The sequence below is a fragment of the Ralstonia sp. NFACC01 genome, from assembly GCF_900115545.1.
GTDB classification, from domain to species: domain Bacteria; phylum Pseudomonadota; class Gammaproteobacteria; order Burkholderiales; family Burkholderiaceae; genus Ralstonia; species Ralstonia mojiangensis.
In genome coordinates this window covers 319,282-335,306 of the sequence record NZ_FOWV01000005.1, presented here as the reverse complement: position 1 = coordinate 335,306, position 16,025 = coordinate 319,282, and the positions used below count along the sequence as shown (strand labels likewise).

Genomic DNA, 16,025 nt, shown 5'->3' with positions numbered 1-16,025 from the left:
CGTGAGCCGTGCTATGCCCGTGCGGCGCGCCTGGCAGCGCCGCCCATCAGCAGCACGAGGCACACGCCGTTAAGCAGCGCGCCGAGCAGCCAGACCGTGCCGGGCCACACCGGCGCGGTCATCGCATACACCGCTGTGGCCGCCAGCGGGCCGATCATGGCGGCCACACTGGCGAGGCTGGCCAGCGCGCCCTGCAACTCGCCCTGCTCATGGTCACCGACCTGGCGCGAGAGCATGGCCTGCAGCGCCGGCATGCCAATCTCGGCCATGCACAGCACCACCATGGTCGGGTAGACCATCCAGCCGGCGCTGATCCAGGCCATGGCCGCAAAGCCGGCCACATCCATCATCACACTCAGCACCACGGCGCGGCGCTCGCCAAGCGCACGTGAAATCGGCCCGGTCATGAAGGCCTGCGCCAGCGCATGCATCAGCCCATAAGCCGCCAATGACAAACCTGCGGCGCGCGTGGCCCAACCGAAATGCGCCTCGCCGTGAATGACCCACAGCGTTTGCGGAATCTGCCCGACGATTTCGATGATCGCCAGCACAGCCAGCAACGGCAACAGCGTCGGCACACGTGCGACGCGGCGTAGCGACTGCACCGGCAGCAGCGCGCGCCACGCAAATGGCGCACGGTCGGCGCGGCGCGACTCCGGCAATGCGAAGCAGGCAACCAGGAAATTGACGCCATTGAGCGCCGCCGCCAGCAGGAACGGCGCGCGCAGCCACCAGTCGCCCAGCAGCCCGCCCAACGCCGGCCCAGCGATGAACCCCAGGCCGAAGCACGCGTTCATCAGCCCGTAACGGCGCGCGCGATCGGCCGGCGCTGTGATGTCGGCGACGTACGCTGTCGCCACCGCATAGTTGGCCCCGGTAATGCCCGCCACCACGCGGCCGACGTACAGCACCCACGCGTGCGGCGACAGTGCCATGACGAGGTAATCGACCGCAGCCCCGCCAACGACAGCAGCAGCACCGGCCGGCGCCCGAAACGGTCGGCCAGCGCGCCCAGAATCGGCGCAAACACAAATTGCATCGCCGCATACGCCGCAATGAGCAGGCCGAATTCGAATGCAATATCGCCCGTATGGTCCAGCTCGCGCAGCAGGCTCGGCAGGATGGGCAGAATCAGCCCGACGCCCATGGCATCGAGCGTCAGCGTGAAGAGGATGACGGCAAAGGCAGGCATGCGAATGCGCCGCGAGCCAGTCGGGCGGCGGCGCTTCGAAAACAGGAAGCCGAGATGATGCCGTGGAAGTGCGCGCCTTGCAGCGTCGCGCAGCGCTCAGGCGAAAGCCGCTGGCAAGCTCAGTGGAGGTTGGCCGGATCGCCGTGTTGCAAGGCCAGCGCGTCGCGCAGCAGCGCGTCGGTCATGTCGCGGCCCAGGAGCGCCGGGTTGAAGCGCGCCGAGAAACGCGTCGAGCAGGATTCCACTTGCAGCACCACCTGGCCCGGCGGCAGCAGTTCGATGTCGACGTGGATGACCTCGTCATCTTCGGTAAAGGAATGCAGCAGCGTGAGTGCGCGATAGCCGTCGGCGCGTTCCACAGCGGATTCCGTCCAGGACGGCGCCAGCAGCGCGCAATTGACCAGCGTTTCAGGCTCGTCAGGGCGATACAGATGCAGGCCCATCATGGTCGAGGCGGCATCGGCCACGCTGGACCATTCAGCCGCCGGAATCAGGTCGCCCAGCAGGCGGATGTCGTCGACCGAGGCATCGGTCTTCACAAAAGCAGCGCCCAGGAAAAACGCGGTCTCGTCGCGGAAACCACCCGCCACGGTATTGCGCCACAGGCGGTGGCTGCTCTTGCTGCCGAGCGCCACTTGCGACAGCACCTTGGCCGCACGCGCGCCGTCGGCGCCCGACCACTGCTCCACCGCGCCGTGCGAGAACAGGCGATCGGCCATCACCAAACCCACGCCTTCGGGCAGCACGCGCTCTTTCAGCCAGTTGGCCAGGACGTGCACACCGCTGAACGGCATGTCCGGACGCCCGATCGCATGTGCGCGCACGCGGCCGTTTTCCGGCACATGGAACGGCATGGCAAACAGCCTCGCCTGATAAGCGACGCCGTCGATCTCAAAACGGGCGATGGAAGCGGTGGTGATGGACATGATGGCCTTCCTGCTGCAAGGGGCGGAAAACGCCGCCCGTACCTGCATCAACGACCATCCACGCCGAATGTTTAGCCGCCACATTGGGGGGTCGAGGGGAGGGGAATCCCCATGTCTGTAATGCGACGCAACAATCAGGAACTTCAGCGCAGGAATTTTTTCCCGCGCCAGCCGTCACACCTTCGCATTAAGGGTTATCCCGCATCTCACATTTTCATTGCAATTCAATGACTTATGTGCAGATTGCGGTGCTTGAAGGGTCACAATTGTTCTCATTTTTTGAACAAAGAGTTTAATAGAACTGCTTTTTTACCCTCCGAGCAACGACTAAGCTTATGCCATCGCGTTGCCGCACCGCAGCGAAACTGCCTTGCGGCAATGCTCACCCCCCTGTTGTGGAGTCCATCATGAAGACCAAGAACCTGATTCTCGCCTCGCTGATCGCTGTTGCCGCTATTCCCGCTTTCGCTGCCGGCGTGCAAAGCAAAGACCCGTACACCAACGGCCAAGCCGTGACCAAGGCTGATCCGTATACCGACGGCGCCCGCAAGGCTGACGTCTACACCGACGGCGCTGTGCGCAAGGCTGACCCGTACACCGATGGCGCGCTGCGCAAGGCCGATCCGTACACCGACGGCGCCCTGGTCGGCAAGGCTGACCCGTTCAGCGACGGTCAATAAGTCGTCCATCCGCTGTCCGCATCACCCGTATCACTCTCCCTCCCCGATGCCGGGTGCCCCAGTGGGCACCGGCGCCGGATTACCGAGGCGGCCGTTTGGCCGCTTTTTTTTTGCCTACACCGGCAGAGTTCACATTGCGAGCCCGGACTTTTCCTCCCTCAAGGCTCCGGACGCCCGTCCGATAAAAGAGAACGCATCCATTGGCGGGCAGCCTTTCCTTGAACCCGTTGCGCAAAAAACGTGCTTCGCCACGGACTGATCTCTGAACATCAACATGCGCAAGCGCATCGCCATCGAACACCTGCGGGTGGGCATGTACCTCGACGAATTTGTCGGCTCGTGGCTGGACCACCCGTTCTGGCGGGCCCGTTTTCGCGTGGAAGACGCCACCCAATTGCAGCGCCTGCGTGCCAGCGGCGTGCGCGAGGTGTGGATCGACACCACGCGCGGCACCGACGTGGCCGCCGCCAATGCAGCGCCTGCTGCGCCTGAAGTTCCGGCACCGCCTTCCTGCTCGGCTGACGCCAATATCGCGCCCCGCCCGATCACGTATGCGGAAGAAATGCGCCACGCCGCTCGCCTCATCTGCAAAGCCGAGGTGGCCGTGCAGGCCATGTTTGCCGACGCGCGCATGGGCCGCACGATCGAAGCGCGCGACGCACTGCCGTTGGTGGAAGCCATTTCGGGCTCCGTCGACCGCCACCCGAGCGCGCTGACAAGCCTGGTGCGCCTGAAAGCGAAAGACCGCTACACGTTCCTGCATTCCGTAGCGGTATGCGCGCTGATGGTGTCGCTGGGCCGCCAGCTGGGGCTGTCCGATGACGAAGTCCGCGATGCGGGCCTGGCCGGCCTGCTGCATGACATCGGCAAGATCGCGATTCCGCCCGAGGTGTTGAACAAGCCCGGCGCGCTGACCGATGCCGAATTCCGCCACGTGATCGTCCACCCGCAGGCAGGACACGACATCCTGGCCGGCGACAGCAGCATGCGCGACATCGCGCTCGACGTTTGCCTGCACCATCACGAGCGCATGGACGGCACCGGTTATCCGCACAAGCTCGCGGGCGAGGGCATCTCGCTGTTTGCGCGCATGGGCGCCATCTGCGATGTATACGACGCGGTCACGTCCGACCGCCCGTACAAGAAAGCGTGGGAAGCCGCCTACGCTGTGCAGCGCATGGTCGAATGGCGCGGCAACCATTTCGACCCGATGGTGTTCAACGCCTTTGTCAAAAGCGTAGGCATCTATCCGGTGGGCTCGCTGGTCCGGCTGCGTTCGGGCCGGCTGGCAGTGGTCGTGCAGCATGCGCCGGGAGCGCTGCTCACGCCCACGGTCAAGGTATTCTTCTCAATATCGTCGGGCACGCGGATTGCGCCCGAACTCATCGATCTGGCGCAGACTGGCGACCAGATCGTCTCACGAGAAGAACCCCGCGACTGGGGCCTGACCGACCTCAACGAACTTTGGATACACGGCGACTGATCCGTAGTTCCCTCCTGTGGCGCTTGCTGGCATGGCTTGCGCTGGGCTGGCTGACGTGCAGCGCCTCGGCCTTCGCTGAACCATCACTGCGGATCGGCTCCAAACGCTTCACCGAGTCGTACGTGCTGGGCGAGATCCTCACGCAGACCGCAAACCCACGCGGCCCTGCCGAGCACGTCCCGGGCCTGGGCAACACCGCCATCGTCTTCGCCGCGCTCAGGAACGGCAGCATCGACGTCTATCCGGATTACCTCGGCACCATCGCCGCCGAAATCCTCCACTTACCCGCAGACCAAGCTGCCAACCCCGATCAGGCCGCGCTGCTGGCCGACGTGAACCGTGGCCTGGCGCCGATGGGCCTGGCGGCCGGCGTGCCTCTCGGCTTTGAAGACACCTACGCGCTTGCCATGCGCGACGCCGATGCCGAACGCGAGCACATCCGCACGCTGGCCGATCTGGCGACGCACCCAGCGCTACGGCTTGGCCTATCGCACGAATTTCTCGGCCGCGCCGACGGCTGGCCGGCCATTGCTCAGCACTACAAGCTGCCGCAACACCCGACGGGCCTCGACCACGGCGTCGCCTACGACGCGCTGCGCGCCAGGCAGGTCGACGTGATCGACATCTACTCCACCGACGCGAAGATCCGGCGCGAACATCTGCGTGTGCTCGACGACCCTGCGCACGTCTTCCCGCGCTACGACGCCGTGCTGCTGTACCGCGCCGACGTTGCGCATCGACACCCGGCCCAATGGCAGGCCATCAGCGCCCTCGCTGGGCGCATCCAGCGCGACGACATGGTGGCGATGAACGCGGCGGTTGAACTCGAAGGCCAGTCGTTCTCGGAAGCCGCGCGGCAGTTTCTCGCTGGGCATGGCAGTACGCCGGCCGCAACGCCGGCTCATGCATTCCTCACCCGGCTGACGGACGGCCTCGGACGGCTCACGCAACGACATCTGATGCTGGTGGGTATTTCGACGGGCGTTGCCGTGCTGCTGGGCGTGCCGCTGGGCCTCATGGCCGCGCGTCGCCGGATCAAGCAGCCGATCCTTGCCGTCGTGGGCGTGCTGCAGACGATTCCGTCGTTGGCCTTGCTCGCGATGCTCATCCCGATCGTCGGGTCGATTGGCGTGGTGCCGGCGCTGATTGCGCTGGCGGTCTATGCGCTGCTGCCCATCGTGCGCAACACCATCGTCGGGCTGGAGCAGGTGCCCGATGGCCTGCGCGATGCGGCCTTGGCGCTGGGGTTCACACCGTCGCAACGCACGCGCGTGGTGGATCTGCCGCTGGCGCTGCCGGTCATCCTGGCCGGCGTCAAAACCGCCGCGGTCATCAGCGTCGGCACGGCGACCATCGCCGCGTTCATCGGCGCCGGCGGCTATGGCGAGCGCATCGCCACCGGGCTCGCACTCAACGACAGTGCAACGCTGCTCGCGGGCGCCATCCCCGCCGCGGTGCTGGCGCTGCTCGTGCAGGGCGCGTTTGAGGTGGCCGAATGGTGGCTGCGCCGACACGGCAGCGACGCCCCGCTCCGCTGACGAGCGTACACATGGGCGTTCCATTACCATCGCGGTCATTCCAGTCGCCTTGCATGCCCCACTTATGACCACGCTTCCGTTTTCCACTGCCCTGCTCGTCGCTGCGGCCGGCGTTTATGCCGGCGCCCAAAATGCCCTGGCGGGCGGCGGGTCGTTCATCACGTTTCCGGCCTTGCTGCTGGCGGGGCTCAACCCGCTGGGCGCCAACATGACATCGACGATCGCGCTGTTCCCCAGTCAGATCACCTCGTCGATTGCGGGGCGCAAACTGGCTGGCGGCGTCGATGCTGGCGAACATCACCTCTCGCTCAAGCAGCTCATTGTCATCAGTCTGGTGGGCGGCGTGCTCGGCGCGCTGTTGCTGCTGGCGACACCGCCATCGTTCTTTGCCAGGCTGGTGCCGTATCTCGTGCTGTTTGCGACGAGCGTGTTTGCGTGGGGCAGTTTTCGCCGCAAACCGCTGCACGCGGCATCCGGTATGTCGACCACCGCGCTGGCGACCGCACAGTTTGCAATTGCCATTTACGGCGGCTACTTCGGCGGCGGAATCGGCTTCCTGATGCTCGCGGCGCTGACTGTGGCCGGCCAGCAGGTGCGCATGGCGGGCGCGACCAAGAACGTGCTCGCCATGACGATGAATGCATCCGCCGTGGCAGTGTTTGCGTTCTCGCCGCAGGTCAACTGGGCGGCCGTGGTGGCGCTGGGCATTGGCGGCATCGCGGGCGGATTTGCCGGCGCGTGGCTGCTGCACCGGCTGCCGGAAAAAGTGCTGCGCGGCTTCGTCGTCATCGTCGGGATCATCCTGACGGTTTGGCTGTTCATGCGCGCCTGAGTGCAGCATCTGAGGTTGGCTTGACAGCGTTTGTCCGACAGACGGTTCAGTGAATGTCTACTGTCTGCCGGGTTGCCGCTTTCCTATTGTGACGTTCGGGACGCGCAAGATGGCACGCCGAATGCGTGTCGTGGAGTTCGCCCCGTTTCACAACAAGGAGAACGAGCATGCAAGCACGCAAGATGTCGAGTCTGGCTGCGGCGATCGCCGTGGCCGCCTGCGCGTGGATCGGCGCGGCGCCCGCGCAGGCCCAGCAAAAGGATCACAGCGCAGTGACGGGCGTCGACAGCCAAATGGAAGGACCGCGCACCCAGGTTCAGCGCAACGCCGATGCCGCTGCCAACCCCGGCTATCACAACAATGCCACTGGCGCGCAACCCGAAGCCACGCCTGGCACGCTCAAGCAGAAAGTCCATCGTGCGCATGTGAAGACCGACAAGTGGGTCGACAAGCACGTCACGCACCGCCATGGCAAGGGCAAGACGACCGCCGAATCGTCCTCAGACCGCGCATTCTGGTCACATCGCGCCAACCAGTGCGATTCGCTGGTGGGTGAAGCCCAGCGCGTTTGTCGAGAACGCCGGTCTGAAGCTGCCGGCAGCATGCAATAACGCTATCTGCCCATGAAAAAAGCCGACGGTTATGCGTCGGCTTTTTTCATTGCGACGATAACTGCGTCAGACGATGCCGGTGGCGTAGAACACGGCAATCACGAAGAACACGGCCAGCGTCTTGATGATCGTCACGCAGAACACATCGCGATACGCCTCGCGGTGCGTGAGGCCCGTCACGGCGAGCAGCGTGATGACGGCGCCATTGTGCGGCAGCGTGTCCATACCGCCCGACGCCATCGCTGCCACGCGGTGCAGAACTTCCATCGGAATGCCCGTCGCCTGCGCGGCCTGCACGAACTGATCGGCCATTGCCGCCAGCGCAATGCTCATGCCGCCCGATGCGGAGCCCGTGATGCCCGCAAGCGTGCTCACCGTCACGGCTTCATTGACCAGCGGATTCGGAATCGCGCGCAGGCCATCGGCCAGCACCAGGAAGCCCGGCAGCGCAGCAATCACGCCACCGAAACCGTATTCCGAAGCGGTGTTCATCGCGGCCAGCAGCGCGCCCGACACCGCCGCCTTGCTGCCTTCGGCAAAGCGGCCCTTCACGGCGCGGAAGCCAAACACAAGCACCACGATGATGCCGATCAACAGCGCCGCTTCCACGGCCCAGATCGCGGTCAGCTTGTCGGCTTCAACCGTCAGCGGCTTGGGCAAGCCGGGCAACGCAACGGTGACGATCTTGCCGTACCACGTCGGGATCCAGCGCGTGAACAGCAGGTTCATCACGCCCACCAGCACCAGCGGCGACAGCGCGACGAGCGGATGCGCCAGCTTGCCGGTCTCGGCCGTTTCAGGTTCGTTCACCAGCTTGGTGAGCCCGTGGTCGTAGCCGTGGCCATTGCGCAGGGCTGCGCGGCGGCGCCATTCCAGATACGACATGCCGACCACGATGATGAACAGCGCGCCGATGGTACCCAGCCACGGCGCAGCCCACGACGTGGTGTGGAAGAACGTGGTCGGGATGATGTTCTGGATCTGCGGCGTGCCCGGCAATGAATCCATCGTGAACGAAAAAGCGCCCAGCGCGATCGTGCCCGGGATCAGGCGCTTGGGGATATTGCCCTGGCGGAACATCTCCGCCGCAAACGGATACACCGCAAACACCACCACGAACAGCGACACGCCGCCGTACGTCAGCAGCGCACACACCAGCACGATGGAAAGCATCGCCCGCTTGGCTCCCACCACGCGAATGACCGACGCGACGATCGAGCGCGAAAAACCCGACAGCTCGATCACCTTGCCGAACACGGCGCCCAGCAGGAACACCGGGAAATACAGTTTGACGAAGCCGACCATCTTCTCCATGAAGATGCCGGAGAACACCGGCGCCACAGCCGATGGGTCAGTCAGAAGCACCGCGCCCAGGGCAGCCAGCGGTGCAAACAGGATGACGCTGTAGCCGCGATACGCGGCGAACATCAGAAATGCCAGCGCAGCCAGCACGATGATGACGGACATCGACAATCTCCTCGCATGCTTTTCTTTTAAGAGCGATGGATTGTATGTCGCGATGCAACAGATTCCGTTACGCAATCACGCGTATTGAACTGACGGCGGAACTGGCGTTCAGCCGCACCGGATGTGCGTCTTCGTCACGTCAAGATGACGATTCAGTGACGATGCCCCCAGCCTCCTCCATGGCCCCAGCCGCGTCCGCCCCATCCCCCACCACCCCAGCCGCGATGGCAGCCCCAGCAGCCACCCCCCCCAATCCACACACTGCCGAAGACCGGCGCCGGGTAAACCGGCGCAGGATAATAAGCCGGCCCGTAGTAGTAATAGGGATCGTAGGGATACGACGGATAGGCTGCCACCGGCGCAGGCGCCACGGCTGCAGGCGCGATTGGGTTGCCATAAGCGTCGTAATACGGTGCGACCACGCAGCCGCCCAGCAAGATGGCTGCGCACGCGGCCACCGCGCCCGGCAGGATGGCGGCAAAACGATGGCCCGGTTGCGGCGTGCGGTTCATGATGTGCTCCGTTGGATGCATGTGCATATGCGTTCGACAGTGTTTGGCCGCCTCAATTCCACAGTCTTCCTATAGCGCTGCAGCGAATCGCTGCCGGATCACTTACCATGACCGCTTCGCCGCCCGCACTGGGGAGAGATCGAGCAGGCGATGCCCATAAAACACTGGAGGACACATCCATGCAAGCCACGGCAGCGCCCACTCAGGGCGATCGGGCACCAGCACCGGCCATCTCTGCGGCCACCCGACGCAAGGCCATCATCGCCGCCACCATCGGCAACGGCCTCGAATGGTTCGACTTTACGGTCTACAGCTTCTTCGCGGTCATCATCGCCAAGCTGTTCTTTCCCACCGGCAACGACTTCACCTCGTTCATGCTGACGGTCGCCACGTTCGGCGTGGGGTTCTTCATGCGCCCGGTCGGCGCCGTGGTGCTCGGCATCTACGCCGACCGCGTGGGTCGCAAAGCTGCACTGACGCTCACCATCATGATGATGGCAATCGGCACCGCCATCATCGGCCTCGCGCCGACGTACGCGCAAATCGGCATCGGCGCACCCATCCTTATCGTGATTGCGCGGCTCATCCAGGGCTTCTCGGCCGGCGGTGAAGTCGGTGGCGCCACGGCGTTCCTGATCGAGTATGCGCCGGACGAAAGGCGCGGCTACTTCGCGAGCTGGCAGCAAGCGAGCCAGGGCATCTCGTTCATCCTGGGTGCCGCCATGGGCGCGATCGTCACGAATGGCCTGTCGCCGGAGCAGATCGATGCGTGGGGCTGGCGCATTCCGTTCCTGTTCGGCTTGCTGATCGGGCCGGTCGGCATGTACATCCGCTCGCACCTGCACGAGCCGCCCGCGTTCGAAGCGCAGAAGGCAAAGGCCGCGAAAGAGTCGCGTCTGGCACCGCTGTCGCAAGTGCTGCGCGATCACCCGCGCGAAGTGCTCGGCGGCCTGGGCGTGACGATTCTCTGGACCGTCTGCACCTACACGCTGGTGTTCTACATGCCGACGTACGCGAAGCAACAGCTTGGTCTGCCGCTGGGCGCGACCTTCCAGTCGACGGCGCTTTGCGGCGCGATCATCTTCGTGCTGTGCCCGCTGATGGGCACGCTGTCCGACCGCATCGGGCGCAAGCGCATGCTGGGCACGGTGGCACTCGTCATTGCAGCTGCGGCGTATCCGCTCTTCCACTGGCTCAACGTCAACCCGACGGTGCAGACGCTGCTGCAGGTGCAGGTGATCCTGGGTGTGTTGCTGGCGGCGTTCACGGGCCCGGCACCGGCCGTGCTGGCTGAGCAGTTTCCGACGGCGGTGCGCTCTACCGGCCTGTCGATTTCATACAACCTGGCGGTCACGATCTTCGGTGGTTTTGCTCCGCTGATCGTGACGTGGTTGATTGCCAGTTCCGGGAGCAAGCTGGCACCGTCGTACTACGTGATGGTCGCAGCGATCATCAGCGTGTTTGCGCTGTCACTGATGCACGACCGCACGGGCAAGCCGATCGAAAAGTAATCGCTTGAAATAGCTCCCACGCGAAGCACGAGCGAAAAACGGCCGGTGGATCACCCCACCGGCCGTTCGTCTTTTGCGGCCAGCAAGGCTGCGTTCTCCAACACACGCACACCCGGCGCATCCACGCGCGCCGCCATGACCAGCGCTGCCGCCACCGATTCCGCCGAGACCGGTCGCCATGTCTTCGGAATCGTCCATCCGATTGCGCGCGACAAGCCTTGCGCAATGCGTTCACCAAGTCGAAATTCTGTGCGCGTGCCGAGCAGCAGCGAAGGCCGAACCACCGTCACGGACGGAAAGCCGATCGACAGGATTTCCGCCTCCACCTCGCCCTTGCAGCGGTTGTAAAAAACACGGGAGCGCGCATCGGCGCCCAACGCGCTCACCAGCAGAAAATGATGCGCGCCAGCGGCAAACGCGCGCCGCGCCAGTTCAACCGGATACTCGACATCAACGCGACGGAATGCCGCCTGCGAGCCGGCCTGCCGGATCGTCGTGCCAAGCGCGCAGATGACGATATCGGCGGCAAACGCAGACTGCGTTTCGGGCGCATCCAGATGCTCGAAATCGACCACGCATTCGCGCAATCGACCGGGCGTCGCCTGCCCTGCTGTCAAGGCCCCACGCCGCCGTACAAGCGCGGTCACGCTGCCCGCCCAGGGCTGCGCGACGAGACGGCGCACCACCGCGTGTCCCACCAGCCCGTTGGCGCCGGCCACCAGAACGGCCGGTCCGCGCGGTTGCTCCGGCGCTTCGCCGCCGGCCGCGAAGCCTTGTCCGACAGGCATTTGCGCACTCGACATGATGTTCTCCATGAAGTTGGCACAGGCGCCAGAAGACAGTGTACGGCGTCTGGCGAACCGGTTCGCTGCCGCGCCGACTGCGCGCTTTCGGTGCGTTCCTGGCCTGAAGAGCGCTGGCGGAAATGCAAACAAACCGTGTCGATATCAGGTGTTTCCCGGATGCCCGCCCGCAAACCCATACGGGGCAAGTGTCGGCTGCAAGCAACGGCCCGCAAACCCTTGCAGTTAGGGGATGTGCAACCCTTCGCAACGGTGATATAAAACGGGTCGCAGTACAACGCTGTCCAACAAACCTGAAGTGGGGAACTGACATGACGACCAAATCCGAACTCGTAGCCGCCATTGCGAAAGACGCTGAACTGAGCAACGCCGCCGCCGAGCGCGCGCTGAACTCCGCGCTGGAAAACATCAAGAAGACCGTCGCCAAGGGCGGCACCATCACGCTGGTTGGCTTCGGTTCGTTCTCGTCGGGCAAGCGTGCAGCACGCACGGGCCGCAACCCGCGCACCGGCGAAGCCATCAAGATCCCGGCAACCAAGACCGTGAAGTTCACGGCTGGCAAGGGCTTCAAGGACGCCGTGAACAAGAAGAAGTAATAGTCTTCTGCCGAGCCCGGCATGCATGCCGGGCCGGGAGACTTGCAAGGGACCCTACGGGGTCCCTTTTCTTTTGGTGCGTTTGATCTGGCGCAACGTCAGCCAACCGGCCACAAGGCCACCAGATAACCGACCGAACCGACACGCGCGACAACCGTGTCTGGATCGCCCTCTGCATCGAGCCATGCAGCGGCGCCCCGCGGTACATCGTCGGCGCCAATCGACAACAGGCCGTGCACGCAATACACCAGCCATTGCATCCCCCGATGCAAGCGCGGCAGCGAGCGACGCTCGCCGGCTGCCAGGGCAATCGCTTCGGCGTGATGTGCCCAGGCGTCGCGCCGCGTCATCACGTTGAAATCCGACAGCGGCGCGTCGAGCGTGGCATGCACATTCGCTTCGCCGGGAAAGCGCGCGGGCGCTTCGCCGGGCGCAAGCATCACGGCTTCGGCGTCAGCGCGATGCATCGTCAGCCGGCCGCCCGCAATCACGGCCAGCGATCGGTCAACGCCGACAAAGCGCGAGAACGGCCCGGCCGCATCCACCTGCGCGGTGCTCACGCGCCAGTCGAAATTGTCGAGCGTGGCGCCAGCTGGCGCGATGGCGATTTCGGTCGTGACACCACCACCGTTCTTCCACGGCATGCGGCGCATTTCATCTGCAGGAATCAGTTTCATGAACGGCGCAACAAGTGATACGCCAGACGCGCCGCCACACGCACGGTGCGGCGATCCTGGTCGTATTCGGGGTTGGTCTCGGCGATGTCCGCCACGCGCACCTTGCCGGTGGCGCAGACATGCTGCACGAGGGCTTCGAGCACAGGCAGCGTGATGCCGTATGCCGCAGGCGCGGACACGCCAGGCGCAATGGCGGCGGCCAGCACATCCATGTCGATGGTCAGGTAGACATGATCGGCATCTGCCAGCCATGCATCGAGATCGGCCATGCGCGCATCTAGGTGGCGCTCCTGCACGTCGGTGTCTTCCACGTAGTGCGCGTGCAGCGCATCGGCGCGATCAAACAGCGCGGGCGTGTTCGACAGGCGGCTCACACCCAGGCAGCAATACGTCAGGTCGATGCCGTGTGCGGCGCAGTCTTCGGCGATCTGGTCGAACGGCGTGCCGGAGTTGCCGGGGCGGCTCGTGCGCAGGTCGAAATGCGCATCGAAGTTGACGATGGCCAGACGCCCCTGCCAGCCTTGTTTCTGCCAATGCCGACGCAGGCCTTGATAGGTGCCGAAGGCAACCTCGTGGCCACCACCAAGCACGACCGGTCGCGCGCCGGCTTCGAGTAGTTCGCACACGGTTTCGCCGAGTTCGGCTTGCGCGCCTTCCAGATCCCCGTCGTCACACGTGACATCGCCCGCATCCGCAAGCACCGACTGGCCATGCGCGGGCACGTTGGCCAACGCACGTCGGATTTCGCGCGGGCCCTGTGCAGCACCGGCGCGGCCGTGGTTGCGCACGACGCCCGCATCGCACGCAAACCCTACCAGCGCAGGCACGCCAGACAACGTCATCGCATAGGCGGACTGCACGACCTGGAACAGGCGCGTCACGTCACCGCGTTCGCCTGTGTCGTCACGCCCCTGCCAGATGGAAGCATCGAACGTCGTCGTCATGCGCGTGTCAGCACCGCCTGCAGGAACGAACGCGTTCGCGCTTCCTTGGGCTCACCAAAGATGACCGACGGCGGCCCGGCTTCGACGATGCCGCCGCCGTCCATCACCACCACCACGTCGGCCACTTCGCGTGCGAAACCCATCTCGTGCGTGACGACCAGCATCGTCATGCCCTCCTTGGCGAGCACCTTCATTACCTGCAGCACTTCACCAACGAGTTCCGGGTCAAGCGCAGACGTCGGCTCGTCAAACAGCATCACCTTGGGCCGCATCGCCAGAGCGCGGGCAATGGCCACGCGCTGCTTCTGTCCACCCGAAAGGCTGGCAGGCATCGCGTCGGCCTTGTGTGCCAGGCCCACTTTCTGCAGCAGTTCGCGCGCTTCGGCTTCCGCTTCGTGCTTCGACTTGCCGCTCAGCATGCGCGGGCCAACCGTGACGTTGTGCAGCACCGAAAGATGCGGGAACAGATTGAACGACTGGAACACCATGCCGACCTGCTGCCGCAATTGATTCAACTCGCCATCGGGCAGCAACTTGCCGTTGTCGATCAGCCGCTTGCCGCAGATGTCGATGGTGCCGCCTTCGGCTGTCTCCAACCCGTTACAGCAGCGCAGGAACGTGCTCTTCCCCGAGCCGCTGGGGCCGATAACGACCACCACCTGCGAGGCGTCGACATCAAAGTCGATGCCCTTGAGCACGGTGTGATCGCCATACGATTTGGTGAGCCCGCGGATCTGGATCATGGGCACATCCAGCGCGGATTTGAGCGTTTGCAGGTTCGCATTCGTCATGTTCATTGCACCATGCCTCCCGCACGGATGTTGCGTTCAAGCCGATGCAGCAGATAGCTCGCGGCGCTGGTCAGTACCAGATACACCAGCGCAATGGCCAGGTACACCTCCAGCGAGCGATACGACACGCTGATGATCTTCTGCCCTTCGTGCATCAGGTCGTGGATCGTGAGCAGCGAGACCAGCGCCGAGTTCTTGATCAGGGCGATGAACTCGTTGCCCAGCGGCGGGATCATCCGCACCACGGCCTGCGGCAGGATGATTGCGCGCATCGACTGCGCCGACGACATGCCGATCGAGCGTGCCGCCTCCATCTGCCCGCGATCCACCGACTGGATCGCACCGCGCACGATTTCCGACACGTAGGCGCCCGAATACACGCCCAGCCCCAGCACGCCGCACACAAACGCCGGCAGCAGAATGTCGAACTGCGGCAGCCCGAAGAACAGCAGGAAGAGCTGCACCAGCAGCGGCGTGCCGCGGATGAACGTCACGTACACCGTGCAGATGCCGTAGATGAATCGGCGGCGCGGGTTCAACCGCCCGATGCCGATCAGGAGGCCCAGCACGCAGCCGAGCACCAGCGCCGCGGCCGTCACCTCAACGGTGACGAGCGCACCGCGCAGGATGTCGTGCCAGCCGGCCCAGACGGGGGAAAAATCCAGTTCCATCAGCGTGTCCGTCTGTCGTTACTTGGCAGCGGAGCCAAACCACTTCTTGACGATCTGGTCGTACGTGCCGTCGGCCTTGATCTTCTCCAGCGCGGCGTTCAGCGCCTTGGTCAGTTCGGGCTGATCGCGGCGCACGGCGATGCCGTATTCCTCGGTAGTCAGCGCGGGCTCAACCAGGCGCAGGCCCGGACGCGCCTTCACGTAGTACGCGGCAGCGGGGCGACCCGTGACGGCGGCATCGGCGCGGCCGATTTCGACGAGGTTGAACATCTGCTCGTTCTTTTCGACTTCCACGCGCTCGACCTTCGGATAGTTTTCCTTCAGGTAGTTGACCGACTTGGTACCCACCTGCACGCTCACCTTCTTACCATTCAGGTCGGCCGGCGTCTTGATGGCCGTGTTGCCTTGCTTGACCAGCGCGACCAGGCCGCCGTGGTAGTACGGCACCGTGAAATCCACGACCTTCTTGCGCTCTTCCGTGATGTAGATGCCCGAGATGGCCACGTCGAAGCGGCGCGAGATCAGACCCGGCACGAGTCCCTTGAAGTCGATGTCGGTCCACTCGACCGGACGGCCCATGGTGCGGGCCAGCGCGTCGATCAGGTCCACATCAAAGCCGGTGCGCTTGCCGTTTTCGACAAACTCCATCGGCGCGAACGTCGCGTCGGTGGCGACGCGCAGCGGCTCCCCAGCAGCGTGCGCAGCGGTTGCGAAAGACGCCGCAGCGGACAACGCCACGGCACAAGCCAGCATCGAATGCATGAAGTGACGACGATTCCCCATGAGTGGTC

Annotated in this window: 16 protein-coding genes and 1 pseudogene; 7 read left to right on the top strand and 10 right to left on the bottom strand. The window is 64.5% G+C overall.

Going from position 1 to position 16,025, the window contains the following annotated elements; translation table 11 throughout:
* Positions 1-11: 11 nt before the first annotated feature.
* A pseudogene (gene tet, locus BM136_RS15065) lies at positions 12-1,192 on the bottom strand (Tet(A)/Tet(B)/Tet(C) family tetracycline efflux MFS transporter).
* A gap of 119 nt (positions 1,193-1,311) precedes the next feature.
* Positions 1,312-2,118 (bottom strand): hypothetical protein, encoded by an 807-nt coding sequence (locus BM136_RS15060; RefSeq protein WP_092972666.1) that lies wholly within the window; start codon positions 2,116-2,118, stop codon positions 1,312-1,314.
* A gap of 407 nt (positions 2,119-2,525) precedes the next feature.
* Between BM136_RS15060 and BM136_RS15055 the strand changes: the two genes are divergently transcribed.
* The 5 genes from BM136_RS15055 to BM136_RS15035 all read left to right on the top strand — a co-directional run bounded on the left by BM136_RS15055 (position 2,526) and on the right by BM136_RS15035 (position 7,262).
* On the top strand, positions 2,526-2,798 hold the full coding sequence (locus tag BM136_RS15055) for a hypothetical protein (protein ID WP_092972664.1): 273 nt from the start codon (positions 2,526-2,528) through the stop codon (positions 2,796-2,798).
* A gap of 274 nt (positions 2,799-3,072) precedes the next feature.
* Positions 3,073-4,281 (top strand): cyclic di-GMP phosphodiesterase, encoded by a 1,209-nt coding sequence (locus BM136_RS15050; protein WP_092972662.1) that lies wholly within the window; start codon positions 3,073-3,075, stop codon positions 4,279-4,281.
* A complete protein-coding gene (locus BM136_RS15045; protein ID WP_092972660.1) occupies positions 4,263-5,819 on the top strand; it encodes an ABC transporter permease/substrate-binding protein in 1,557 nt (518 codons plus the stop codon). Before BM136_RS15050 ends, BM136_RS15045 begins: the two co-directional genes overlap by 19 nt.
* A 64-nt stretch (positions 5,820-5,883) precedes the next feature.
* Positions 5,884-6,651 carry a sulfite exporter TauE/SafE family protein gene (locus BM136_RS15040; protein WP_092972658.1) on the top strand — a complete coding sequence of 256 codons (768 nt, stop codon included), beginning with the start codon at positions 5,884-5,886 and terminating at the stop codon, positions 6,649-6,651.
* 167 nt (positions 6,652-6,818) lie between these two features.
* The gene (locus BM136_RS15035) at positions 6,819-7,262 is read left to right on the top strand and encodes a hypothetical protein (RefSeq protein ID WP_092972656.1); all 444 of its coding nucleotides are present in this window, start codon (positions 6,819-6,821) and stop codon (positions 7,260-7,262) included.
* A 66-nt stretch (positions 7,263-7,328) separates the two neighbouring features.
* On the opposite strand, the gene BM136_RS15030 is transcribed toward BM136_RS15035, so the two are convergent.
* Both BM136_RS15030 and BM136_RS15025 read right to left on the bottom strand, forming a co-directional pair.
* Positions 7,329-8,729 (bottom strand): GntP family permease, encoded by a 1,401-nt coding sequence (locus BM136_RS15030; RefSeq protein ID WP_092972654.1) that lies wholly within the window; start codon positions 8,727-8,729, stop codon positions 7,329-7,331.
* 152 nt (positions 8,730-8,881) lie between these two features.
* Positions 8,882-9,241 carry a hypothetical protein gene (locus BM136_RS15025; RefSeq protein WP_092973010.1) on the bottom strand — a complete coding sequence of 120 codons (360 nt, stop codon included), beginning with the start codon at positions 9,239-9,241 and terminating at the stop codon, positions 8,882-8,884.
* A gap of 179 nt (positions 9,242-9,420) precedes the next feature.
* Here BM136_RS15025 and BM136_RS15020 point away from each other — a divergent pair, with 179 nt between their 5' ends.
* Positions 9,421-10,752, top strand: a complete 1,332-nt coding sequence (locus tag BM136_RS15020) for an MFS transporter (protein WP_092972652.1) — start codon at positions 9,421-9,423, stop codon at positions 10,750-10,752.
* A 50-nt stretch (positions 10,753-10,802) separates the two neighbouring features.
* On the opposite strand, the gene BM136_RS15015 is transcribed toward BM136_RS15020, so the two are convergent.
* A complete protein-coding gene (locus tag BM136_RS15015) occupies positions 10,803-11,555 on the bottom strand; it encodes an oxidoreductase (RefSeq protein ID WP_092973008.1) in 753 nt (250 codons plus the stop codon).
* Between the two features lie 311 nt (positions 11,556-11,866).
* Between BM136_RS15015 and BM136_RS15010 the strand changes: the two genes are divergently transcribed.
* Positions 11,867-12,151, top strand: coding sequence for an HU family DNA-binding protein (locus BM136_RS15010; RefSeq protein WP_003272088.1), 285 nt, complete (start codon positions 11,867-11,869; stop codon positions 12,149-12,151).
* A gap of 98 nt (positions 12,152-12,249) precedes the next feature.
* Here BM136_RS15010 and BM136_RS15005 read toward each other — a convergent pair whose 3' ends face one another.
* From BM136_RS15005 to BM136_RS14985, 5 genes are read right to left on the bottom strand one after another with little or no spacing between them, the layout of a single operon-like run.
* Positions 12,250-12,828, bottom strand: a complete 579-nt coding sequence (locus tag BM136_RS15005; RefSeq protein WP_092972650.1) for a HutD/Ves family protein — start codon at positions 12,826-12,828, stop codon at positions 12,250-12,252.
* The gene (hutG, locus tag BM136_RS15000; RefSeq protein ID WP_092972648.1) at positions 12,825-13,772 is read right to left on the bottom strand and encodes a formimidoylglutamase; all 948 of its coding nucleotides are present in this window, start codon (positions 13,770-13,772) and stop codon (positions 12,825-12,827) included. Before hutG ends, BM136_RS15005 begins: the two co-directional genes overlap by 4 nt.
* Complete coding sequence (locus BM136_RS14995) at positions 13,769-14,569, bottom strand: amino acid ABC transporter ATP-binding protein (RefSeq protein WP_092972646.1); 801 nt, start codon at positions 14,567-14,569, stop codon at positions 13,769-13,771. Before BM136_RS14995 ends, hutG begins: the two co-directional genes overlap by 4 nt.
* Positions 14,566-15,234 carry an amino acid ABC transporter permease gene (locus BM136_RS14990; protein ID WP_012762742.1) on the bottom strand — a complete coding sequence of 223 codons (669 nt, stop codon included), beginning with the start codon at positions 15,232-15,234 and terminating at the stop codon, positions 14,566-14,568. Before BM136_RS14990 ends, BM136_RS14995 begins: the two co-directional genes overlap by 4 nt.
* An 18-nt stretch (positions 15,235-15,252) precedes the next feature.
* Entirely contained in the window at positions 15,253-16,017 is a 765-nt protein-coding gene (locus BM136_RS14985) for a glutamine ABC transporter substrate-binding protein (protein WP_092972644.1), read from the bottom strand.
* Positions 16,018-16,025 lie beyond the last annotated feature (8 nt).

Coding starts and splice junctions, on each gene's coding strand:
- BM136_RS15060 (WP_092972666.1), bottom strand. CDS start 2,118: ATGTCCATCACCACCGCTTCCATCGCCCGTTTTGAGATCGACGGCGTC.
- BM136_RS15055 (WP_092972664.1), top strand. CDS start 2,526: ATGAAGACCAAGAACCTGATTCTCGCCTCGCTGATCGCTGTTGCCGCT.
- BM136_RS15050 (WP_092972662.1), top strand. CDS start 3,073: ATGCGCAAGCGCATCGCCATCGAACACCTGCGGGTGGGCATGTACCTC.
- BM136_RS15040 (WP_092972658.1), top strand. CDS start 5,884: ATGACCACGCTTCCGTTTTCCACTGCCCTGCTCGTCGCTGCGGCCGGC.
- BM136_RS15035 (WP_092972656.1), top strand. CDS start 6,819: ATGCAAGCACGCAAGATGTCGAGTCTGGCTGCGGCGATCGCCGTGGCC.
- BM136_RS15030 (WP_092972654.1), bottom strand. CDS start 8,729: ATGTCCGTCATCATCGTGCTGGCTGCGCTGGCATTTCTGATGTTCGCC.
- BM136_RS15025 (WP_092973010.1), bottom strand. CDS start 9,241: ATGAACCGCACGCCGCAACCGGGCCATCGTTTTGCCGCCATCCTGCCG.
- BM136_RS15020 (WP_092972652.1), top strand. CDS start 9,421: ATGCAAGCCACGGCAGCGCCCACTCAGGGCGATCGGGCACCAGCACCG.
- BM136_RS15015 (WP_092973008.1), bottom strand. CDS start 11,555: ATGTCGAGTGCGCAAATGCCTGTCGGACAAGGCTTCGCGGCCGGCGGC.
- BM136_RS15010 (WP_003272088.1), top strand. CDS start 11,867: ATGACGACCAAATCCGAACTCGTAGCCGCCATTGCGAAAGACGCTGAA.
- BM136_RS15005 (WP_092972650.1), bottom strand. CDS start 12,828: ATGAAACTGATTCCTGCAGATGAAATGCGCCGCATGCCGTGGAAGAAC.
- hutG (WP_092972648.1), bottom strand. CDS start 13,772: ATGACGACGACGTTCGATGCTTCCATCTGGCAGGGGCGTGACGACACA.
- BM136_RS14995 (WP_092972646.1), bottom strand. CDS start 14,569: ATGAACATGACGAATGCGAACCTGCAAACGCTCAAATCCGCGCTGGAT.
- BM136_RS14990 (WP_012762742.1), bottom strand. CDS start 15,234: ATGGAACTGGATTTTTCCCCCGTCTGGGCCGGCTGGCACGACATCCTG.
- BM136_RS14985 (WP_092972644.1), bottom strand. CDS start 16,017: ATGGGGAATCGTCGTCACTTCATGCATTCGATGCTGGCTTGTGCCGTG.